Source organism: Micromonospora sp. DT53 (assembly GCF_049841535.1).
GTDB lineage: Bacteria > Actinomycetota > Actinomycetes > Mycobacteriales > Micromonosporaceae > Micromonospora.
The window spans coordinates 503,631-520,997 of sequence record NZ_JBNCKM010000005.1 but is presented as its reverse complement, the minus strand read 5'-3'; the positions used below and the strand labels follow the sequence as shown (position 1 = coordinate 520,997).

Annotated in this window: 17 protein-coding genes; 12 read left to right on the top strand and 5 right to left on the bottom strand. The window is 71.6% G+C overall.

Annotated features, from left to right (window positions below):
- Positions 1-31 precede the first annotated feature (31 nt).
- Positions 32-1,123 carry a mannose-1-phosphate guanylyltransferase gene (locus ACLQ3B_RS19375; protein ID WP_425782117.1) on the top strand — a complete coding sequence of 364 codons (1,092 nt, stop codon included), beginning with the start codon at positions 32-34 and terminating at the stop codon, positions 1,121-1,123.
- On the opposite strand, the gene ACLQ3B_RS19370 is transcribed toward ACLQ3B_RS19375, so the two are convergent.
- Positions 1,092-1,709, bottom strand: a complete 618-nt coding sequence (locus ACLQ3B_RS19370) for an NUDIX hydrolase (protein ID WP_425782116.1) — start codon at positions 1,707-1,709, stop codon at positions 1,092-1,094. The genes ACLQ3B_RS19375 and ACLQ3B_RS19370 overlap by 32 nt on opposite strands.
- 39 nt (positions 1,710-1,748) lie before the next feature.
- On the opposite strand from ACLQ3B_RS19370, the gene ACLQ3B_RS19365 reads away from it, so the two are divergent.
- Together ACLQ3B_RS19365 and ACLQ3B_RS19360 are read left to right on the top strand one after the other, a co-directional pair.
- Positions 1,749-2,795, top strand: a complete 1,047-nt coding sequence (locus ACLQ3B_RS19365) for a hypothetical protein (protein WP_425782115.1) — start codon at positions 1,749-1,751, stop codon at positions 2,793-2,795.
- Positions 2,796-3,071: 276 nt separating this feature from the next.
- Positions 3,072-4,070 (top strand): ArsR/SmtB family transcription factor, encoded by a 999-nt coding sequence (locus ACLQ3B_RS19360; protein ID WP_425782114.1) that lies wholly within the window; start codon positions 3,072-3,074, stop codon positions 4,068-4,070.
- Positions 4,071-4,148: 78 nt separating this feature from the next.
- On the opposite strand, the gene ACLQ3B_RS19355 is transcribed toward ACLQ3B_RS19360, so the two are convergent.
- A complete protein-coding gene (locus ACLQ3B_RS19355; protein ID WP_425782113.1) occupies positions 4,149-5,234 on the bottom strand; it encodes a coenzyme F420-0:L-glutamate ligase in 1,086 nt (361 codons plus the stop codon).
- Entirely contained in the window at positions 5,231-6,178 is a 948-nt protein-coding gene (gene cofD / locus ACLQ3B_RS19350; protein WP_425782112.1) for a 2-phospho-L-lactate transferase, read from the bottom strand. The genes ACLQ3B_RS19355 and cofD overlap by 4 nt, the downstream gene beginning before the upstream one ends.
- 98 nt (positions 6,179-6,276) lie before the next feature.
- Between cofD and ACLQ3B_RS19345 the strand changes: the two genes are divergently transcribed.
- From ACLQ3B_RS19345 to ACLQ3B_RS19320, 6 genes are all read left to right on the top strand, one after another.
- Positions 6,277-7,356 carry a hypothetical protein gene (locus ACLQ3B_RS19345; protein ID WP_425782111.1) on the top strand — a complete coding sequence of 360 codons (1,080 nt, stop codon included), beginning with the start codon at positions 6,277-6,279 and terminating at the stop codon, positions 7,354-7,356.
- A gap of 307 nt (positions 7,357-7,663) precedes the next feature.
- Positions 7,664-10,207 carry a bifunctional FO biosynthesis protein CofGH gene (locus tag ACLQ3B_RS19340; RefSeq protein WP_425782110.1) on the top strand — a complete coding sequence of 848 codons (2,544 nt, stop codon included), beginning with the start codon at positions 7,664-7,666 and terminating at the stop codon, positions 10,205-10,207.
- A gap of 161 nt (positions 10,208-10,368) precedes the next feature.
- Positions 10,369-10,647, top strand: coding sequence for a hypothetical protein (locus ACLQ3B_RS19335; protein WP_355005597.1), 279 nt, complete (start codon positions 10,369-10,371; stop codon positions 10,645-10,647).
- 55 nt (positions 10,648-10,702) lie between these two features.
- Entirely contained in the window at positions 10,703-12,097 is a 1,395-nt protein-coding gene (locus tag ACLQ3B_RS19330; protein WP_425782109.1) for a DUF4331 domain-containing protein, read from the top strand.
- A gap of 20 nt (positions 12,098-12,117) precedes the next feature.
- On the top strand, positions 12,118-12,447 hold the full coding sequence (locus ACLQ3B_RS19325) for a phospholipase (protein ID WP_425782108.1): 330 nt from the start codon (positions 12,118-12,120) through the stop codon (positions 12,445-12,447).
- 458 nt (positions 12,448-12,905) lie between these two features.
- Positions 12,906-13,163 carry a WhiB family transcriptional regulator gene (locus ACLQ3B_RS19320; protein ID WP_007455784.1) on the top strand — a complete coding sequence of 86 codons (258 nt, stop codon included), beginning with the start codon at positions 12,906-12,908 and terminating at the stop codon, positions 13,161-13,163.
- A 180-nt stretch (positions 13,164-13,343) separates the two neighbouring features.
- Here the strand turns inward: ACLQ3B_RS19320 and ACLQ3B_RS19315 are convergent, their stop codons facing one another.
- A complete protein-coding gene (locus ACLQ3B_RS19315; RefSeq protein ID WP_074316962.1) occupies positions 13,344-13,793 on the bottom strand; it encodes a metallopeptidase family protein in 450 nt (149 codons plus the stop codon).
- A gap of 153 nt (positions 13,794-13,946) precedes the next feature.
- Between ACLQ3B_RS19315 and ACLQ3B_RS19310 the strand changes: the two genes are divergently transcribed.
- Positions 13,947-14,315: a DUF3499 domain-containing protein gene (locus tag ACLQ3B_RS19310; protein WP_425782107.1), complete on the top strand. Its 369-nt coding sequence runs from the start codon at positions 13,947-13,949 to the stop codon at positions 14,313-14,315.
- Positions 14,316-14,564: 249 nt separating this feature from the next.
- On the opposite strand, the gene ACLQ3B_RS19305 is transcribed toward ACLQ3B_RS19310, so the two are convergent.
- Positions 14,565-15,911, bottom strand: a complete 1,347-nt coding sequence (locus ACLQ3B_RS19305) for an aspartate aminotransferase family protein (RefSeq protein ID WP_425782106.1) — start codon at positions 15,909-15,911, stop codon at positions 14,565-14,567.
- A gap of 447 nt (positions 15,912-16,358) precedes the next feature.
- On the opposite strand from ACLQ3B_RS19305, the gene ACLQ3B_RS19300 reads away from it, so the two are divergent.
- Positions 16,359-17,102 (top strand): Scr1 family TA system antitoxin-like transcriptional regulator, encoded by a 744-nt coding sequence (locus ACLQ3B_RS19300; protein WP_425782146.1) that lies wholly within the window; start codon positions 16,359-16,361, stop codon positions 17,100-17,102.
- A complete protein-coding gene (locus ACLQ3B_RS19295; protein ID WP_425782105.1) occupies positions 17,093-17,305 on the top strand; it encodes a DUF397 domain-containing protein in 213 nt (70 codons plus the stop codon). The genes ACLQ3B_RS19300 and ACLQ3B_RS19295 overlap by 10 nt, the downstream gene beginning before the upstream one ends.
- The last annotated feature ends 62 nt before the right edge of the window (positions 17,306-17,367 follow it).

Here is a 17,367-nt window from a genome sequence, read left to right as displayed (position 1 = left end):
TTTGGGCAGGAACGTCGGGCATGATGTGCGGATGCTCTATGCGGTCATTCCGGCAGGTGGCAGTGGCACGAGGTTGTGGCCGTTGTCCCGTGCTGGCCATCCCAAGTTCCTCCACCCGCTGACCGGCACCAGTGCCTCGCTGCTCCAGGCGACCGTGGAACGGCTCGCGCCGCTGACCACACCGGACCGGACCCTCGTGGTCACCGGCGCCGCGCACGTGGCGGCCGTGGCACGGCAGCTGACCGTGCTGCCGGAGGACAACATCCTGGTCGAGCCCTCCCCCCGGGATTCCTGCGCGGCGATCGCGTTGGCCGCCGCGGTGATCGCGACGCGCGACCCGAACGCGGTGATGGGCAGCTTCGCGGCCGACCACCTGATCCGCGACCCGGACTCCTGGATCCGCACGGTCCAGGAGGCGGTCCGTGGGGCCGAGCAGGGCATGCTGATGACCGTCGGCATCACCCCGACCCGCGCGGAGACCGGCTACGGCTACCTGGAGACCGGCGACCCGACCGAGGGTGTGCCGTGGCGGCCGGTGGCCGAGTTCAAGGAGAAGCCGGCCGCCGAGGTCGCCGAGGCGTACGTCCGTTCGGGCCGGCACCTCTGGAACGCGAGCATGTTCGTGTGGCGGGTGGACGTCTTCCTCGCCGAGCTGGCCCGCCAGCAGCCCGGGCTGCACGCTGGCGTCGCCGCGATCGCCGCCGCCTGGGGCACCCCTGAGCAGGACGAGGTCCTGGGCGCGATCTGGCCGACCCTGCCGAAGATCTCCGTCGACTACGCGGTGATGGAGGGCGCGGCCACGGCGGGTCGCGTCGCGACGGTGCCGGGTGACTTCGGCTGGAACGACGTCGGTGACTTCCACACCCTGGGCGACGTGCTGCCGGCCGACGAGGCGGGCAACGTGGTCCTCGGCACGGAGGCCAAGCCTGGCGTGCTGCTACGGGACAGCACCAACCTCGTGGTCGTGCCGCAGTCGGGCCGGTTGGTGGCCGTCCTCGGTCTGCGCGACCTGATCGTGGTGGACACCCCGGACGCGGTGCTGGTCTGCCCACGCGACCGGGCGCAGGACGTCAAGGCCCTTGTCGACGAGCTCAAGGAGCGAGGCGAAGAGGGCTACGTCTGAGGGCGGCGAGGGCCGGTGCGACAAGTTGCGCGGTCCCGCCGGCCAGCGGCTCGGGCAGTTGGTCCGTGGGGAACCAGCCCAGCGCCTCGGCCTCGTCGCTGACCTGCTCCACTGCCGAGGGCGGGGCGAGCACGGCGAACCGGACGTCGTAGTGCGCCGAGCCACCCTGACACTGCACCTGGTGCACGTCCACGTCGATCGGCACCGGGTCGATGCGCAGGCCGGCGATCCCGGACTCCTCGGTGGCCTCGCGGAGCGCGGCGTCGACAAGCGTCTGGTCGGTCGGCTCGCAGTGCCCGCCGAGCTGCACCCACCGCCCGAACTTGATGTGCAGGCAGAGCAGCACCCGGGAGCCGGTGGCGTCCAGCACCAACGTACTGGCCGTGATGTGCCCCGGCCGGTGCTGGCGGCTCATCGCGATCGGGCCGGCGGCGAGCAGGGCGAGGGTCCGGTCCCGCGCGCTGGCCGCGTCCGGCCTGGTGGGCTGCCAGCCCTCCAGCAGGGCGGTGGCGTCGGCGTGCAGCGCCGCATACGTCTCGGGGTCGATCGGGTGGGCGGTCGGGCCGGTGATCACGGTGTCAGGCACCCCGCCACTGTACGAGCGTGTGCTCCGTACTCTGGCTCGATGACCCTGCGACTCGTCGAATTCGTGGTGGCCGGTAACGAGGCCAGCGATCTGTTGCCGGTGCGGTCGGCGGCGCTGCTGCGCGCGTACGGCGCCCGGCGGGGCTTCTGGACGGTGCTGGACGAGGGGCCGGTGGAGCGTTGTCTCGCGCTGCTGCTGGAGCGGAACGACGGCGAGTGGACGGCCCGACACGTGCGGGCTGATGCCGGTGTGGAGAACGGGCGTACCGAGGATGGTGAGGCGCTCGCCCACCACGACGGCTGGGTGTACGTCTTCGGCTCCCACTTCGGGTCGAAGGCCGGCCCGCTGCGACCGCGACGCGCCTTCGTGGCCCGGTTCCGGGAGGACGACGCGGCGGCCGGTCCGGTGCCGGTGCACGTGGTGCGCAACTCGTTCCGACTGCACCGGGCGGTGAACGACGCTCTCGCCGCGTCGCCGTTGACCCTCCTGCCGGCGGGGGAGCGGGTGCGGGAACGGTTCATCGTGGAGACGCTGGCGCGGGGGACCGTCCGTGAGAAGAGCTGGGTGAGCCGGTTGACTCCGGACGACCTGCCGTTGAACGTGGAGGCGGCGTCCTTCACCCCGTCCGGGACGGTGCTGCTCGGGCTGCGTTTCCCGGTCACCGACGCCGGTGAGCCGATCCTGGTCGAGGTGGCCGGTGTGCCGGGCATGTTCACGGCCGAGCCGGCCTGGCCGCGGGCGTTGGGCGCGTACGTGTTGACCGGGGTCACGCCGCCGGGGCAGTTGACCGGCTTCCGCGCGACAACCCCGACGGCGGACGGCGGGTACGCGGCCGTGATCGGCTCGATCGACGCGTTGGGCAAGGGGTCGGTCCTGCTCGACGACCATCCGGGTGGGGGCGAGGTGACCTCCCGGCACGTCCGCTTCCGGCTTCCCGCTGGCGAGTCGGGCGACGAGCACCGACTAGTCGGGGAGATTGTGGCGGACCTGGCGCCGTTTCACCACGTCGAAGGGGTGGCCGAGGTGGACGGGCGGCCGTTCTATGTCACGGACGAAGACCATCGGGTCGCGCTCTGGGTCGGCTGAGCCGGCGCGGGGTGGGATGACCGGACGGCACCTCCGCGGAACAAGGGCCGCAGACCCTCGTGGTGCCGTCCGATCACAGGGGCCTCCCCGGTCCCGGTGCCCCGGCAGCACGGGCGTCGAGACGCGCGGCGCCGTGTTCGGGCATGGGAAGCATGCCGAACCGGCCCCGGAGGCGTCGAGGTTTTTCAGTCCAGGCTTAAAGATGGAGATTAGTGCCGGCCAGGTAGAGTCGAACGGTCAACCGGCATCCCCCTGCCGGCGACACGGGAGCGCTCCATGCTGAAGATCCACTTTTCTGGGGAGGACATCCTCCGGACCCGGGTGGCGCCGGCGGCGGACCCGGTCTGGGAGCTGGTCCTCAGCCTGCACGTGCTGCGCGGCCGCACCCGCGATCCGCTGACGGCCAACTGGCGGCGCAGCGTGGCCCGGGATCTGCGCCAGGACGCCGCCTCCGAGCAACTCCGTCTGCTCTTCGCGCTGAACCCGCCGCGCGGCTACTTCCCCGACTTCCTCACCCCGTACGCCAGCGTCGAAGGCTTCGAGGCCGGGCTGGACGCCCTCCGCCGTACCCCGGCCGAGCTGCTGCACCGGGACCTGAGCGTGCTGGCCTCCGAAAATCAGCTGCCCTCCTCGGCGGCCGCGCTGGCCGGGGGCGAGGTGTCGGCGCTGCACCATTTGGCCGAGTCGATGGAGCAGTACCGGTCGCTGGCGATCACTCCGTACTGGAGCCGGATCCAGGCCGCGGTGGCCGCGGACCGCACGCGGCGGGCGCGGGCGCTGCTCGACGGCGGTGTCGAAGGCCTGCTCACCAGTCTCCGACCGGCGATGCGCTGGGAGAGCGGTGTGCTGGAGGTCCGCAGTTACCCACACAGCCGGGAGCTGCACCTGGACGGCCGTGGGCTGCTGCTCGTGCCGTCGTTCTTCTGCGCGGCCACCCCGGTCGCGCTGCTCGACCCGGCGCTGCCACCGGTGCTGGTCTACCCGGTGGACCGGTTGGGTGGGCTGCTGTCGGCCGACGCCAACGCTGCGTCGGCGTCAGGTGTCGCCCGCGACTCACTCGCCGCGCTGCTGGGCCGCACCAGGGCCGCGGTGCTGCTGGCCAGCGACGACGGCTGCACCACCGGCGAGGTCGCCCGCCAGCTCAACATCTCACCGGCGGCGGCGAGCCAGCACGCGACCGTGCTGCGCAACGCCGGCCTGCTGGTCAGCCACCGCGAACGCAACAGCGTGCTGCACACACTGACCCCGCTGGGCCGGGCCATGCTGGACGCGTGACCCGGCCATTCCGCACCGGCCGAGCGCGGCGCGCGCCGGGCTGACCCGGTCGTCTCCCAGAGCGCGGCGCTCGCGGGGCTACAGGGCGAGCGCGGCGCTCGCCGGGCTGCCGGCAGGTGGCGGCAACAGGGTCGACCCGACGCCCTCGGCGGCCAGGGCGGCGCGCAGTCGGTGCAGGTCGGCGCCGAAACGGACCAGACCGATCGGCTCGACTGGCGTCGGGGCCGAGCCGAGCAGCAGGGTGGCGCCGTCCGGCCACCCGGGCATCTCGGCGACCAGACCGGCGCGTACCTCGGCCTCGTCGACCAGTGTGAAGACCGTGCCGGGGGCGACCACCCCGGCGACCGCGTCGATCGCCCGTCGTACCACGGTCAGGTCGGCCGGCGTCGGACCGGGACCATCGGCCAGGGTGGCGGCGTCGGCCAGCCCGGCGGCGCGGGCCTCGGCGGTACCGAGCGAGAACAGGTCCTGCGCCGCGTCGCGGATCAGCGCCCGCGCGCCACCGGCGTCGTCCGGGTTGGTGGCGGGCAGGTAACCCCGCACCACCGCGACGGGGACCTGGTCGCACTTTCCCTTGATCAGCTCACCGGCACCGGCCAGCTCGTCCACCACGGCCATCTGGGTCAACTGCAACTCGTTGCCGTACGGGTCGACCTCGCCCCGGTGGTCCCGGATGGCCGGCATCCCGGCCACGCCGAGCGCCACGTCGGTGAGCCCGTTGCGCCAGGGCCGGCCCATCGTGTCGCTGATGATCACGGCCAGGTCCAGGTCGTAACGCTCCCGCAGCGCGTCGCGCAGAGCCCGCGCCGAGGCGTCCGGGTCGACCGGCAGCAGCACCAGTTGGGTCTTGTCCACGTTCGACGCGTCGATCCCCGCCGAGGCCATCACGAAGCCATGATGGGTCTGCACGATCCGGGTAGCCCCGCGGCTGGCGACCACCCGGGCGGTCTCACCGGCCAGGACCTCGTCCCGTGCGGCCAGCCGTTCCGGCCCGTCCGCCGGCACGTCGACCAGCCGCCCCTCGGCCTTGGAAACGATCTTGCTGGTGACCACCAGCACGTCGCCGTCGCGCAGCCACGGCGCGGCGGTCGCGATCACCGCGGCCAGGTCGTCACCCTCGGTCACGTGACCGATGCCGAGCACCGGCAGAATCTCCAGCCTCACGTCAACTCCACCGCGGCGCGAACCATGGCCGCCGTCGCCGCCTCGTCGGTCATCCGCAGCGGCACCGCGCGGACCGTCACCTCGGGCACCACAGTGCCCGCGTCCTCCTCGGCCACCAGCCAACCGTCGAGCAGGCCACCGCTCGCCCGGCCGCCGTAGAGCCGACCCACCCCGGCAGCGCTGCACTCCACACCCAGCACGGCCAGACAACGGTCGGCCATCCCGCGCACCGGCGCGCCGCCGATGATCGGGGAGACGCCCACCACCGGCGCCGGGCCGTCCGCCACGGCCTCACGCAGCCCCGGTACGGCCAGCACCGGCGCGACGCTCACCACCGGGTTGCTCGGGGCGATCAGCACCAGATCGGCCGAGGCGATCGCGTCCAGCACCCCGGGTGCCGGCTTCGCCGTCTCCGCGCCGACGAACACGAAACGCTGAGTGGGAATGTCGGCCCGGTACCGAACCCACCACTCCTGGAAGTGGATCGCCCGCTGACCCTGGTCGTCCTCCACCACGGCGTGGGTCTCCAGGCGGTCGTCAGTCGCCGGCAACAGGCGTACGCCCGGCTCCCAGCGGCTGGACAGCGCCTCGGTGACCGCGCTCAACGGATAACCGCCGTTGAGCATGGTGCTGCGGACCAGGTGGGTGGCGATGTCCTTGTCGCCGAGGCCGAACCAGGTCGGCTGTGCCCCGTACGCGGCCAACTCCTGCTTGACCGTCCAACTCTCGCCGACCCGACCCCAGCCCCGTTCCGGGTCGGCGCCCCCACCGAGCGTGTACATGACGCTGTCCAGGTCGGGGCAGATCTTCAACCCGTGTAACCACAGGTCGTCGCCGACGTTGACCACGGCGGTCACCTCCGCGCCGATGTCACGGGCGTACGCCCGGACCCCGAGCAGGAAGCGGGCGCCGCCGATGCCGCCGGCCAGAACCACGATGCGCATGTCGACCATCCTCGCGCACGCGACGCCTCCGATCCCTGGGTGGCCCGGGAGACTAGGCTCACGTGCGCCCTGTCCGTTCATGCCCCGAGGGGGAGCTCGTGACCAGCCCCGCCGAGCCCGCGTCCTCCGACGCGACGCAGGCCCGCCAGTTGACCAAGCCACTACGTGAGCTAGCCGCGCTCGCGCTGCTTGGTGCCAACGCCGTGTTCCTCTTCGTGGGCCTGCTCCGGTTCATCGCCCCGAACGACTACAGCTCCTTCACCGACCGCGCGGGCAGCGCCTTCTACGCGTTCATCGGGGTGGAGGCGGTGGGTCTCCCACTGCTGGCGGTGCTGCTGGCCACACACATCTCGCCCGTCCTGGCGAAGGCGAAGCTGATCACCCAGGCGGCTCTCATCGAGTACGCGGTCAGCGCCGTGTTCGGCACGCTGACCATGCTGATCTGGACGGTGGGTCGGCTGGCCGAGGCCGAGGTGCTCGACGCGCTGCTCGGTGTGCTCACCCGGTTCGCCTGGATGGTGATCTTCGCGATCGCCGCCTGGGTGGTCTACACCATTTGGCGCGCCCACTACCACGTGCCGCGGCCCAAGCCTCAGCCGGGCGTCTACGGCCAGCCGCAGGCGGGCTGGCCGCAGCAGCCGGGCGGTTGGCCGGCCCCGGGTCAGCCCGGCGGCCAGCCGCAGGGCGGTTGGCCCGCCCCCGGCCAGCCGGGCAGCTACCCGCAGGCCGGTCAGCCGGGCGGCGGGCACCCGCAGGCCGGTCAGCCGGGCGGCTACCCGCAGGCTGGCCAGTACGGCCAGTCGTCGCCGCAGTTCCAGCCCCCGCAGTCGGCCCCGCCGTTCCCGCAGTCCGCGCCGCCGCACCCGCAGTCGGCCCCGCCGTTCCCGGCCACGCCGCAGTCCGCGCCGCCGTTCCAGGCCCCGCAGTCCGCGCCGCCGGCGAACCCCACCCCCCAGTCGGCGCCGCCGTCCCCGGCCACCCCGTCCCCGGCCGCACCGCCGTTCGGGCAGCCGCCGTCGGCCGACCCCACTCAGGCCATCCCGCGCCAGTCCGCCGACCCGACCGAGGTCATCTCCCACCCCGCGGACCGGACCGAGGTCATCTCCCACCCCGTCGACCCCGACACCGACCGCACCCAGCACATCAAGCCCAACGACCACCCCGACCAGCCCCGCTGAGTCAGCCACGATCAACAGCCGGTGTGGGCGGGGTAGATCTTGGACACTTTCCGTTACGAGCTGACGGAAAGTGTCCAAGATCTACAGCTGGGGGGTGAAGCGGCCTGGGTCGCGGGCGCGGCTACCCGGCGCCCACCACGATCTCATGATCGACGAGGTCGGGTGGTTGACGGGCGACCGCCGCGTCTGACGCCAGCAGGTTGAGCTACTTCTCGTCGCGGGCGGCACTGCGTGATCGTGAGTGCCGTTTCCCACGGGGCGGGCTGGGACAGGTTGGGTGGGGACGCGCTGCGCATAGGGTGAGTGGATGGTTGATCGCACCCACTCCGGCCCTAGTGACGCGAGCGTGCGGCGGGCCCTGGGCCGGGCCGCGAACGGGCGGGCACTTGACGTCGACGAGGCGACCGCGCTGCTGTCCGCCCGCGGTGCCGCACTCGACGAGTTGCTCCGGCTGGCCGGTGGGATCCGCGACGCCGGGCTGCGGGACGCGGGGCGGCCGGGCGTGGTCACGTACTCCAAGAAGGTCTTCATCCCGCTGACCCGGCTCTGTCGGGACCGCTGCCACTACTGCACCTTCGCGACCGTGCCGCACCGGCTGCCGGCGCCGTTCCTGGACCGCGACGAGGTTCTCGCGATCGCCCGGGCCGGTGCCGCGCAGGGTTGCAAGGAGGCGTTGTTCACCCTGGGTGACCGGCCGGAGGAACGCTGGCCGGCGGCCCGGACCTGGTTGGACGAACGCGGTTACGACTCGACCCTGGACTACCTGCGGGCCTGCGCGGTGGCGGTGCTGGAGGAGACGGGCCTGCTGCCGCACCTCAACCCGGGGGTGCTGTCCTGGTCGGAGCTGCAACGGCTCAAGCCGGTCGCGCCGAGCATGGGCATGATGCTGGAGACGACCGCCACCCGGCTCTGGTCCGAGCCGGGTGGCCCGCACTTCGGCTCACCTGACAAGGAGCCGGCGGTCCGGTTGCGGGTGCTGGAGGACGCGGGCCGGGTCGGGGTGCCGTTCACCACAGGCATCCTGATCGGCATCGGGGAGACTCCGGCGGAGCGGGTGGACGCGCTGTTCGCGATCCGCCGCGCCCACCGGGAGTACGGCCACCTCCAGGAGGTGATCGTGCAGAACTTCCGCGCCAAGCCGGACACGGCGATGCGCGGCATGCCCGACGCGGAGTTGCACGACCTGGCGGCCACGGTGGCGGTGGCCCGGCTGCTGCTCGGCCCGAAGGCCCGCATCCAGGCCCCGCCGAATCTCATCGCCGGCGAGTACGACCTGTTGCTGCGCGCCGGCATCGACGACTGGGGTGGCGTCTCGCCGCTCACCCCCGACCATGTCAACCCGGAACGCCCCTGGCCGCAGATCGACGAGTTGGCCCGGCACACCGAGCTGGCCGGGTTCACGCTGCGGGAGCGGTTGACGATCTATCCGGAGTACGTGCGCGCTGGCGACCCGTGGCTCGACCCACGGCTGTTCCCGCACGTGACCGCGCTGGCCGACCCGGCGACGGGCATGGCTGTCGAGTCGGCGATGCCGCAGGGGCGGCCCTGGCAGGAGCCGGAGGAGGTGTTCGGCGGGCGGGTCGACCTGCACGCCACCATCGACACCACCGGCCGCACCGAGGACCGGCGTGGTGACTTCGACAGCGTCTACGGCGACTGGGCGGAGGTCGCCGGCAAGGTCACCCCCGAGGCGACCGCGCGCCGAGCCGGCGTACCCCCGGCACCGGCCGGAAGTGGTGCGGACCGTGACCTGGCGGCCGGGCTGCGGCTCGCCGCCGACGACCCGGCGGCGCTGCTCGACCCCCGGCACGCCGATGCGGCGCTGGCGCTGTTCGGCGCGGACGGGCCGGCGCTCGACGAGTTGTGCCGCCTCGCCGACGACGTGCGCCGCGCGGCGGTCGGCGACGACGTCACCTACGTGGTCAACCGCAACATCAACTTCAGCAACGTCTGCTATGTGGGCTGCCGCTTCTGTGCCTTCGCGCAGCGTGAGCGGGACGCCGACGCGTACCGGCTCTCCGTCGACCAGGTCGCGGACCGGGCCGAGCAGGCGTGGGCGGCCGGCGCCAGCGAGGTGTGCCTCCAGGGTGGCATCGACCCGAAGATGCCGGTCACCGGGTACGCCGACATCGTGCGCGCCATCAAGGCCCGGGTGCCCGACATGCACGTGCACGCGTTCTCACCCATGGAGATCGTCACCGCCGCCGCGAAGGCCGGGGTGCCGGTGCGCGAGTGGCTGCTCCAGCTGCGCGAGGCCGGGCTGGACACCATCCCCGGCACCGCCGCCGAGATCCTCGACGACGACGTGCGCTGGGTGCTGACCAAGGGCAAACTCCCGGCCGCGGCCTGGGTCGAGGTGGTCAGCACCGCCCACGAGCTGGGCATCCGGTCCAGCTCCACGATGATGTACGGCCACGTCGACCACCCCGGGCAGTGGCTGGCGCACTTCCGGGTGCTGGCCGGGGTGCAGGACCGCACCGGCGGGTTCACCGAGTTCGTGGCGCTGCCGTTCGTGCACACGAATGCTCCGATCTACCTGGCCGGTATCGCCCGACCTGGGCCGACCTGGCGGGAGAACCGGGTGGTGCACGCCATGTCCCGGTTGCTGCTGCACGGCCGGATCGACAACATCCAGTGCTCCTGGGTGAAGCTCGGTGACGAGGGCACTGTCGCGATGCTCCAGGGTGGATGCAACGATCTCGGCGGCACGCTGATGGAGGAGACGATCTCCCGGATGGCCGGCTCCGACAACGGGTCGGCGCGTACGGAGGAGCAGTTGCGGGCCATCGCGAAGGCCGCCGGTCGTCCGGCGCGCAAGCGCTCGACTACGTACGGTCACGTCCGACCCTGACGTCGAACCTTTTCCCGCCGCCGGCCGTACCACGCGGTGCCGGTGGCGGTCGCGGCGAGGACCGCCGCCGGTGTCCCCTCAGGGGCCCGGCGGCGTCGCGAGACGGCACCGGACCCGTCGTCTCCGCGGGCGCGTTCGCGCCACCGCCGGAAAGGTTGCCCATGACCAGTGATCAGCGGAAGCGGCAGTGGCCGCGACTGACCCGCCGGCAGACGTTGACCGCCGCGGCCAGCGCCACCCTTGGCGCCGCCGCGCTCACCGTGCCGGGCCTGTCGGCCGCGCAGAACGCCCCCGGCGCGGCCGGACGAGCCGACGAACCGATAGTCGTGCACCTGCGTGACGCCGACTCCGGAACGATGGACGTCTTCGTCGGTGAGAGGCGGATCGAGGTACGCGACCGCGGCCTGGCGGACCGGCTGCGGCGCGCCGCCCGGCGCTGACCCCCCGACACCCCCGCCCCGCCATCCTGTCCCCGCCCAGTGAGGTTGGTCCGCCATGTCTTCCCACCGCGAGGCCCCGGAGATAGCCAAGGATCCGGTCGCCGACAGCTCCGACCTGTACGCGTTCGTCAGCCCCGACAAACGTGACACGGTCACGTTGATCGCCAACTACGTGCCGTTGCAGCTCCCTTCCGGGGGCCCGAACTTCTTCGAGTTCGGCGACGACGTGCGGTACGAGATCCATATCGACAACGACGGCGACGGTCGTCCGGATGTCACCTACCGGTTCGAATTCACCACCGAGGTCACCAATCCGAACAGTTTTCTCTACAACACCGGTCCGATCGATTCGCTGGACAGCAAGAACTGGAACCGGCGGCAGTTCTACAGCCTGACCCGGGTGGCCGACGGCCGCGAGCACCGGCTGGCGCACAAGCTGCCGTGCCCGCCGTGCAACGTCGGCCCGCTGTCCACCCCGAAGTACGCCGACCTGGTGCGGCAGGCCACCTACTCGCTCTCCACGGGGGAGCGGGTCTTCGCCGGGCAGCGCGCCGACGGGTTCTTCGTCGACCTCGGGGCGATCTTCGACCTCGGCACGCTGCGGCCGTTCCAGCAGCTGCACGTCGCCGGAAAGAAGATCTTCAAGGCCGAGGGTGAGCCGGTCAACGCCACCGACCGGATGAACGTGCACAGCATCGCGGTGCAGGTGCCGTTGGAGCGGGTGCGTCGGCGCGCCAACCGGTACGGTGCCGCCGACCAGGCATCGGTGATCGGCGTGTGGACGTCGGCGTCACGCCGGCAGGTGCGGGTGCTCGGCGACCGGGGCGGGGCGGACACGAGCACCGGCCCGTTCACCCAGGTCTCGCGGTTGGGCAATCCACTGTTCAACGAGGTCATCGTGCCGATGTCCAAGAAGGACCTGTGGAACTCGCTGCCACCGTCGGAGGACAAGCGGTTCGCCAAGTTCGTCGAGCAGCCGGAGCTGGCGGCGTTGCTGCCGGCGCTCTACCCGGACGTCTTCCCCAACCTGGACAAGCTCACCAAGGCCAAGAAGGCCCGAGCCGACCTGGTGGCGATCCTGCTCACCGGCGTGCCGGCCGGGCTGATCGACGGCTTCACCAACGCCACAGGCGACGTGCAGGCCGACATGCTGCGACTGAACACCGCTATCCCGCCGTCCAAGCGTCCGGACCGGTTCGGGGTGCTCGGTGGTGACCTGGCCGGGTTCCCGAACGGGCGGCGGGTCGCTGACGACGTGGTCAGCATCGCGTTGCGGGCGATCGCCGGGGTCACCGTCCCGCTTGTGGACAAGACGTTCCGACCGGACGCGGCGGCCGCCGCCGTCACCCCGGGGCTGAGCGCCGCCGACGTGACCGCGCCGTTCCTCGGAAACTTCCCCTACCTGGGTACGCCGTACGACGGGTTCAACAACCCGTCGGCGGCGTCCTGATCGGCGCGGGGAGCGAAAGGATGCACGAACACGCGTACGGGCCGTCGGAGACGGGGAGTGTCGTCCTCGATCTGGGCGGCGACACCGGTGCTTTGATCATCTACACCGGTCGGGATCTGCACGGCCGGGAGATCGAGATCAGTCGCGACGATGACCGCCGTGTCCACTCGGCGGTGCGCGAGCGTCGGGTGCGGGACGGCTCGTTCCACAGTGCGGTCTATCCCGATCTGCCGAGTGGGATCTATACCGTCTGGTGGGACGATCGTACGCCCGCCGGCACGATTTCTGTCCATGGTGGAGCGATAGCCGAGTTCGCCTGGCCCAGCAGCGGTTTTGGGGTCGCTGGCTGACCTCGAAGCATGGGTTCTACCCTCGCGCCCCGTCCACATTGTGGACGGGGCGCGAGTGCTGTCCGCAGCTCGGCGGGCAGTCTGCGCCGCGCCGCGTTAACCTGTCCCCCACCAAGATCAGCTTAGGGGTGGAGATGCTTGGCGCCCTCCGGTCGGCGACTCGTCGGGGAAGCGCCACGGCAGAAAAGTGGGGCAACTCGCCGGAGAGGGCGTTACTCGGCCGGGGTCTGAATCGATAGGGCAGGTTGCGAGGCTGGACGGCCCGAGTGGCCGCCCGGGGGTGTCGGGAGGGCGACTCCATTATCAAGTTTGGCTTGACGGCGCACGCATTACACGCGTGTAATTTGAATGGGGTTGTTCGCACGGAACGCAACAAAACGGGACCGGACGGACAAGCACGCCTTTCGCGTGGGGGGTTGCAGCGGCGATGACGCCGGTGCGCGACAAGGAGGCATTTGATGGACGGCCAGCTTGAGGTGGCCGACCTGCTCGGAAACGCGCCGGAGTGGCAGGAGCGGGCGTTGTGCTCGCAGACCGACCCCGAGGCGTTCTTTCCCGAGAAGGGCGGCTCGACCCGCGAGGCGAAGCGAATCTGCTCGCGTTGCGAAGTCAAGACCGAGTGTCTCGAATACGCTCTGGGGCACGACGAGCGGTTCGGCATCTGGGGTGGGCTCTCCGAGCGGGAGCGGCGCAAGTTGAAGCGGCGCGCCGCCTGAGCGGTGCGGGTCTGGGCGGGGGCTGCCCGAGCGGTGCAGGTCTGGGCGGGGGTGCCTGGGCGGTGCGGGTCTGGCGGTGTGAGGTCGAGGCGGCGGGGGCCGCCCGACTCTCCGCTCCCCGAGCGGGGTTGGCTCAGGTCTCCCGCGCGGGGTTGGCTCCGGTCTCCGCGCGGGGTTGGCTCAGGCGAGCTCGTCCGGGTCCACCCCGAGAAGGTTCGCCACCTGTTCGATGATCACGTCATGGACGAGATCGGCGAGGTCCTCACGGTCCATCGCCCGGAACTCCAGGGGCCGTCGGTACAGCACGATCCGCGGCGGCACCTCCTGCCGACCCGGGCGGCCGGGCAGCAGCCGGGCCAGCGGGACCTCGCCGTCCTCCAGCACATCCGAGTCGTAGACGTTCAGGTCCGGCGGGACGTCCTCGACCGCGAACTCGACCCCAGCCAGCTCCTTGGCGAACCGACGCTCCAGCGTCTCCACGGTGTCCAGGACCAGGTCGTCGAAGACCTCGGCCTTGGTCCGCGCCAGCGGCACGGTGGCCGGCACCAGCCGCCCACGCAGGCCGCGCCCGTGCCGGTCACGATGCGCACGCCGGCCGGAGCCGGGGCGGCGGTGTTCCGGGCTCGTCATGAGGCAAAGGGTAGCGCCCGTGTCTGGCCGGCCAGCGGCAGCGCCACTCCCGTGGCGCGGCGCGCCCAGGACGGTCAACTGTGATCACCATGACGGGCGTGTCGCAACGCGAAGCGATGCGCCGGACCCGGTAATGGAGATACCCTGCCGCACGTGAGGTCACCACGGCGCTGCTCCCGTAACGGCTGCCCCCGGCAAGCGGTCGCCACATTGACCTATGTCTACAACGAGTCGACAGCGGTGGTGGGGCCGCTGGCGGCATTCGCCGAGCCGCACACGTACGACCTGTGCGAGCAGCACGCCCGCAGCCTCACCGCGCCGCGGGGCTGGGACGTCGTCCGGCACGAGGGCGAGTTCGAGCCGCCGCCGCCCACCACGGACGACCTGGTCGCGCTGGCCGAAGCGGTCCGCGAGGCCGCCCGCCCGGCCCCCCGCCCCCCGGAACCGGACCAGAACCGTCCCGAGAACCCCCACCAAACCGGCCGCCGAGGCCACCTCCGAGTAATCCCCCCCAATCACTAACCCCCGGGCCCCCGGCCCCCGGCCCCCGGCCCCCGGCCCCCGGCCCCCGGCCCCCGGGCCCCCGGCCCCCGGCCCCCGGCCCCCGGCCCCCGGCCCCCGGCCCCCGGCCCCCGGCCCCCGGCCCCCGGCCCCCGGGCGTCCCGCCTTCCGGCATTGATCAAGAGGTTTCGGTCACTGGTCGGCGCGTTTTTGACGCAAACCTCTTGATCAACACCAGCGGGCGGGTTGGGGTGGGGTTGGGTGGTGGGGTTAGAGCTTGGTCCAGGCTTGGGTTAGGACTGTGCGGAGGATCTGCTCGATCTCGTCGAAGTGTTGCTGCTCCGCGATCAGGGGTGGGGCTAGTTGGATCACCGGGTCGCCTCGGTCGTCGGCCCGGCAGTAGAGACCCGACTGGAACAGGGCGGTGGAGAGGAAGCCGCGCAGCAGACGCTCCGACTCGGCCTCGGTGAAGGTCTCCCGGGTGGTCTTGTCCTTGACCAGTTCGATGCCGTAGAAGTAGCCGTCGCCGCGTACGTCGCCGACGATCGGCAGGTCGTACAGCTTCTCCAGGGTGGACCGGAAGGCGTCCTCGTTGGCGCGTACGTGCCCGACCAGGTCCTCGCGGGCGAAGACCTCCAGGTTGGCCAGGGCGACCGCGCAGGAGACCGGGTGCCCACCGAAGGTCACCCCGTGGGCGAACATGCCGGTCTCGGTGAGGAACGGCTCCATCAGCCGGTCACTGGCGATCATCGCGCCGAGCGGGGCGTAGCCGGAGGTGATGCCCTTGGCGGTGGTGATGATGTCCGGCTGGTAGCCGTAGCGCACCGCGCCGAAGTACTCGCCCAACCGCCCCCACGAGCAGATCACCTCGTCCGAGACGAGCAGTACGTCGTACGCGTCGCAGATCTCCCGTACCCGATCGAAGTAGCCCGGCGGCGGCGGGAAGCACCCGCCGGAGTTCTGCACGGGCTCCAGGAAGACCGCGGCGACAGTGTCCGGCCCCTCCCGTTCGATGGCCCGACCGATCTCGTCGGCGGCCCAGCGGCCGAACGCCTCGGGGTCGTCTCCGTGCTCGGGCGCCCGGTAGAAGTTCGTGTTCGGCACCTTGATCGCCCCCGGCACCAGCGGCTCGAAGTCGCTCTTGATGCCCGGCAGGCCGGTGATCGACAGGGCACCCATGGAGGTGCCGTGGTAGGCGATGAACCTGCTGATCACCTTGTACTTGTTGGGCTTGCCGGTGCGCTTGAAGTAGGCGCGGGCCAGCTTCCACGCCGCCTCGACGGCCTCGGAACCTCCGGTGGTGAAGAAGATCCGGTTGAGGTCGCCGGGGGTGAGCGCCGCGATCCTCTCGGCCAGCTCGATGGCCTTCGGGTGCGCGTACGACCAGAGCGGGAAGTAGGCCAACTCGCCGGCCTGCTTGGCGGCGGCCTCGGCCAGTTCGGTGCGGCCGTGGCCGGCGTTGACCACGAAGAGCCCGGCGAGCCCGTCCAGGTAGCGGCGACCCTGCGCATCCCACACGTACGCTCCCTCGCCGCGCACGATGGTCGGCACCTCGCCGGCGGAGTAGCTCGCCATCCGGGTGAAGTGCATCCAGAGGTGGTCGGTGGCGTTGGCCATGTCAGCCCCATCGGTCGTCGGGCCGGTCAAGGGGGTGAGGCCGGCCGCTCTGCCAACGGTTATCGCACAGCCTCAACCTCCGAGGCAAGTGTTATCGGCGGTATCACGGTCGGCTCGCGACGGATTCAGCGTGCGGCTGTCGTGAATGCAACGGAATTCGCACTTCCGCCGGGAGGTTGATCGGCGGCCGGCAGGCGGGGAGGCGCGGGCGTTGGGACGCTGGCAGGGCACTTCGGGGGCGGTCGGGGGGCGTCCGGAATGCGCGACAACACGTCACACCGCAACACGCCGGTAGTGCGCAGACACGGACACGCAGCGTGGCTATCGTCCGCCGCAACGTGCATCGAGCCGCGTCGCAGTGGGTCCGGCGGGTGGTGCCGGGCGAGACGCCACGGCGTCGAGAAGCAGCGGGAGGGTTCGGTGGCGAACGAGGCGTTGCGGGTGGCGATGGCCGAGGCGGGGGAGACGGTCGAGTCGTTGGCCGAGAAGGTTCGCGTCGACCCCAAGACGGCGGCGCGGTGGCTTGCCGCGGGGCGCATCCCGCATTCGCGTACCCGGGTGGCGGTGGCCAAGGTCCTGCGCCGAGAGGCGGCCGACCTCTGGCCGGAGGCGTTCCGCCGCCGTGACCTGCCGTGGTTCCGGCCGTGGGCCGAGTTGGAACAGGACGCCACCTCGCTCCGGTGGTACGAGCCGCTGTTGGTGCCGGGTCTGCTGCAGACCGAGGGGTACGCGCGCGCGATCCTGGGCACCGGAGGGCTTGTCGCTCCGTCCGAGGTGGACCTGATCGTGGCGGGCCGCCTCGAACGGCAGGCGGTTCTGTGCCGCGACGCTCCACCGCAGCTGGTGGCGGTGATCGACGAGGTGGTGCTGCGCCGGCCGGTCGGCGACCCCGCCGTGATGGCCGGCCAGCTGGCTCACCTCGCACGAGTGGCCGAGTGGGAGCACGTACAGGTCCGGGTCATCCCGGCGGAGAGCCCGTGGCACACCGGTCTGGCCGGACCGTTCATTTTGGGGCGGCTGCCGGACGGGGTGGAATTGGCGTATCTCGACAATCAGCTCCGTGGTCAGGTCGTGACCGATCCCCTCGACGTCGCTAACCTGGGACGCAGGTGGGAGAGCGTCACCGGTGAGGCGTTCCCCCAACGACGGTCGATCGAGCTGATCGGGGAAGTGGCCACGACATGGACATGACCGACGCCCGCTGGCGTACCGCGACCCGCAGCAGCAACAACGGTGGCGCCTGCGTCGAGGTGGCCGACAACCTGCCCGGTCGGGTGCTGGTGCGCGACAGCAAGGACCGCGACGGCGGCACCCTGACCTTCGCGCCGACCGCCTGGGCGTCGTTCGTCCGCGCGGCAGGCCCGGCAGGCCCGGCAAGCACGGCAGGCCGCTGATCCACTCGGGATCACGGAAACCGGGGCATCAGGGCGACCCGGACACCCCGACTTCCTGCAAC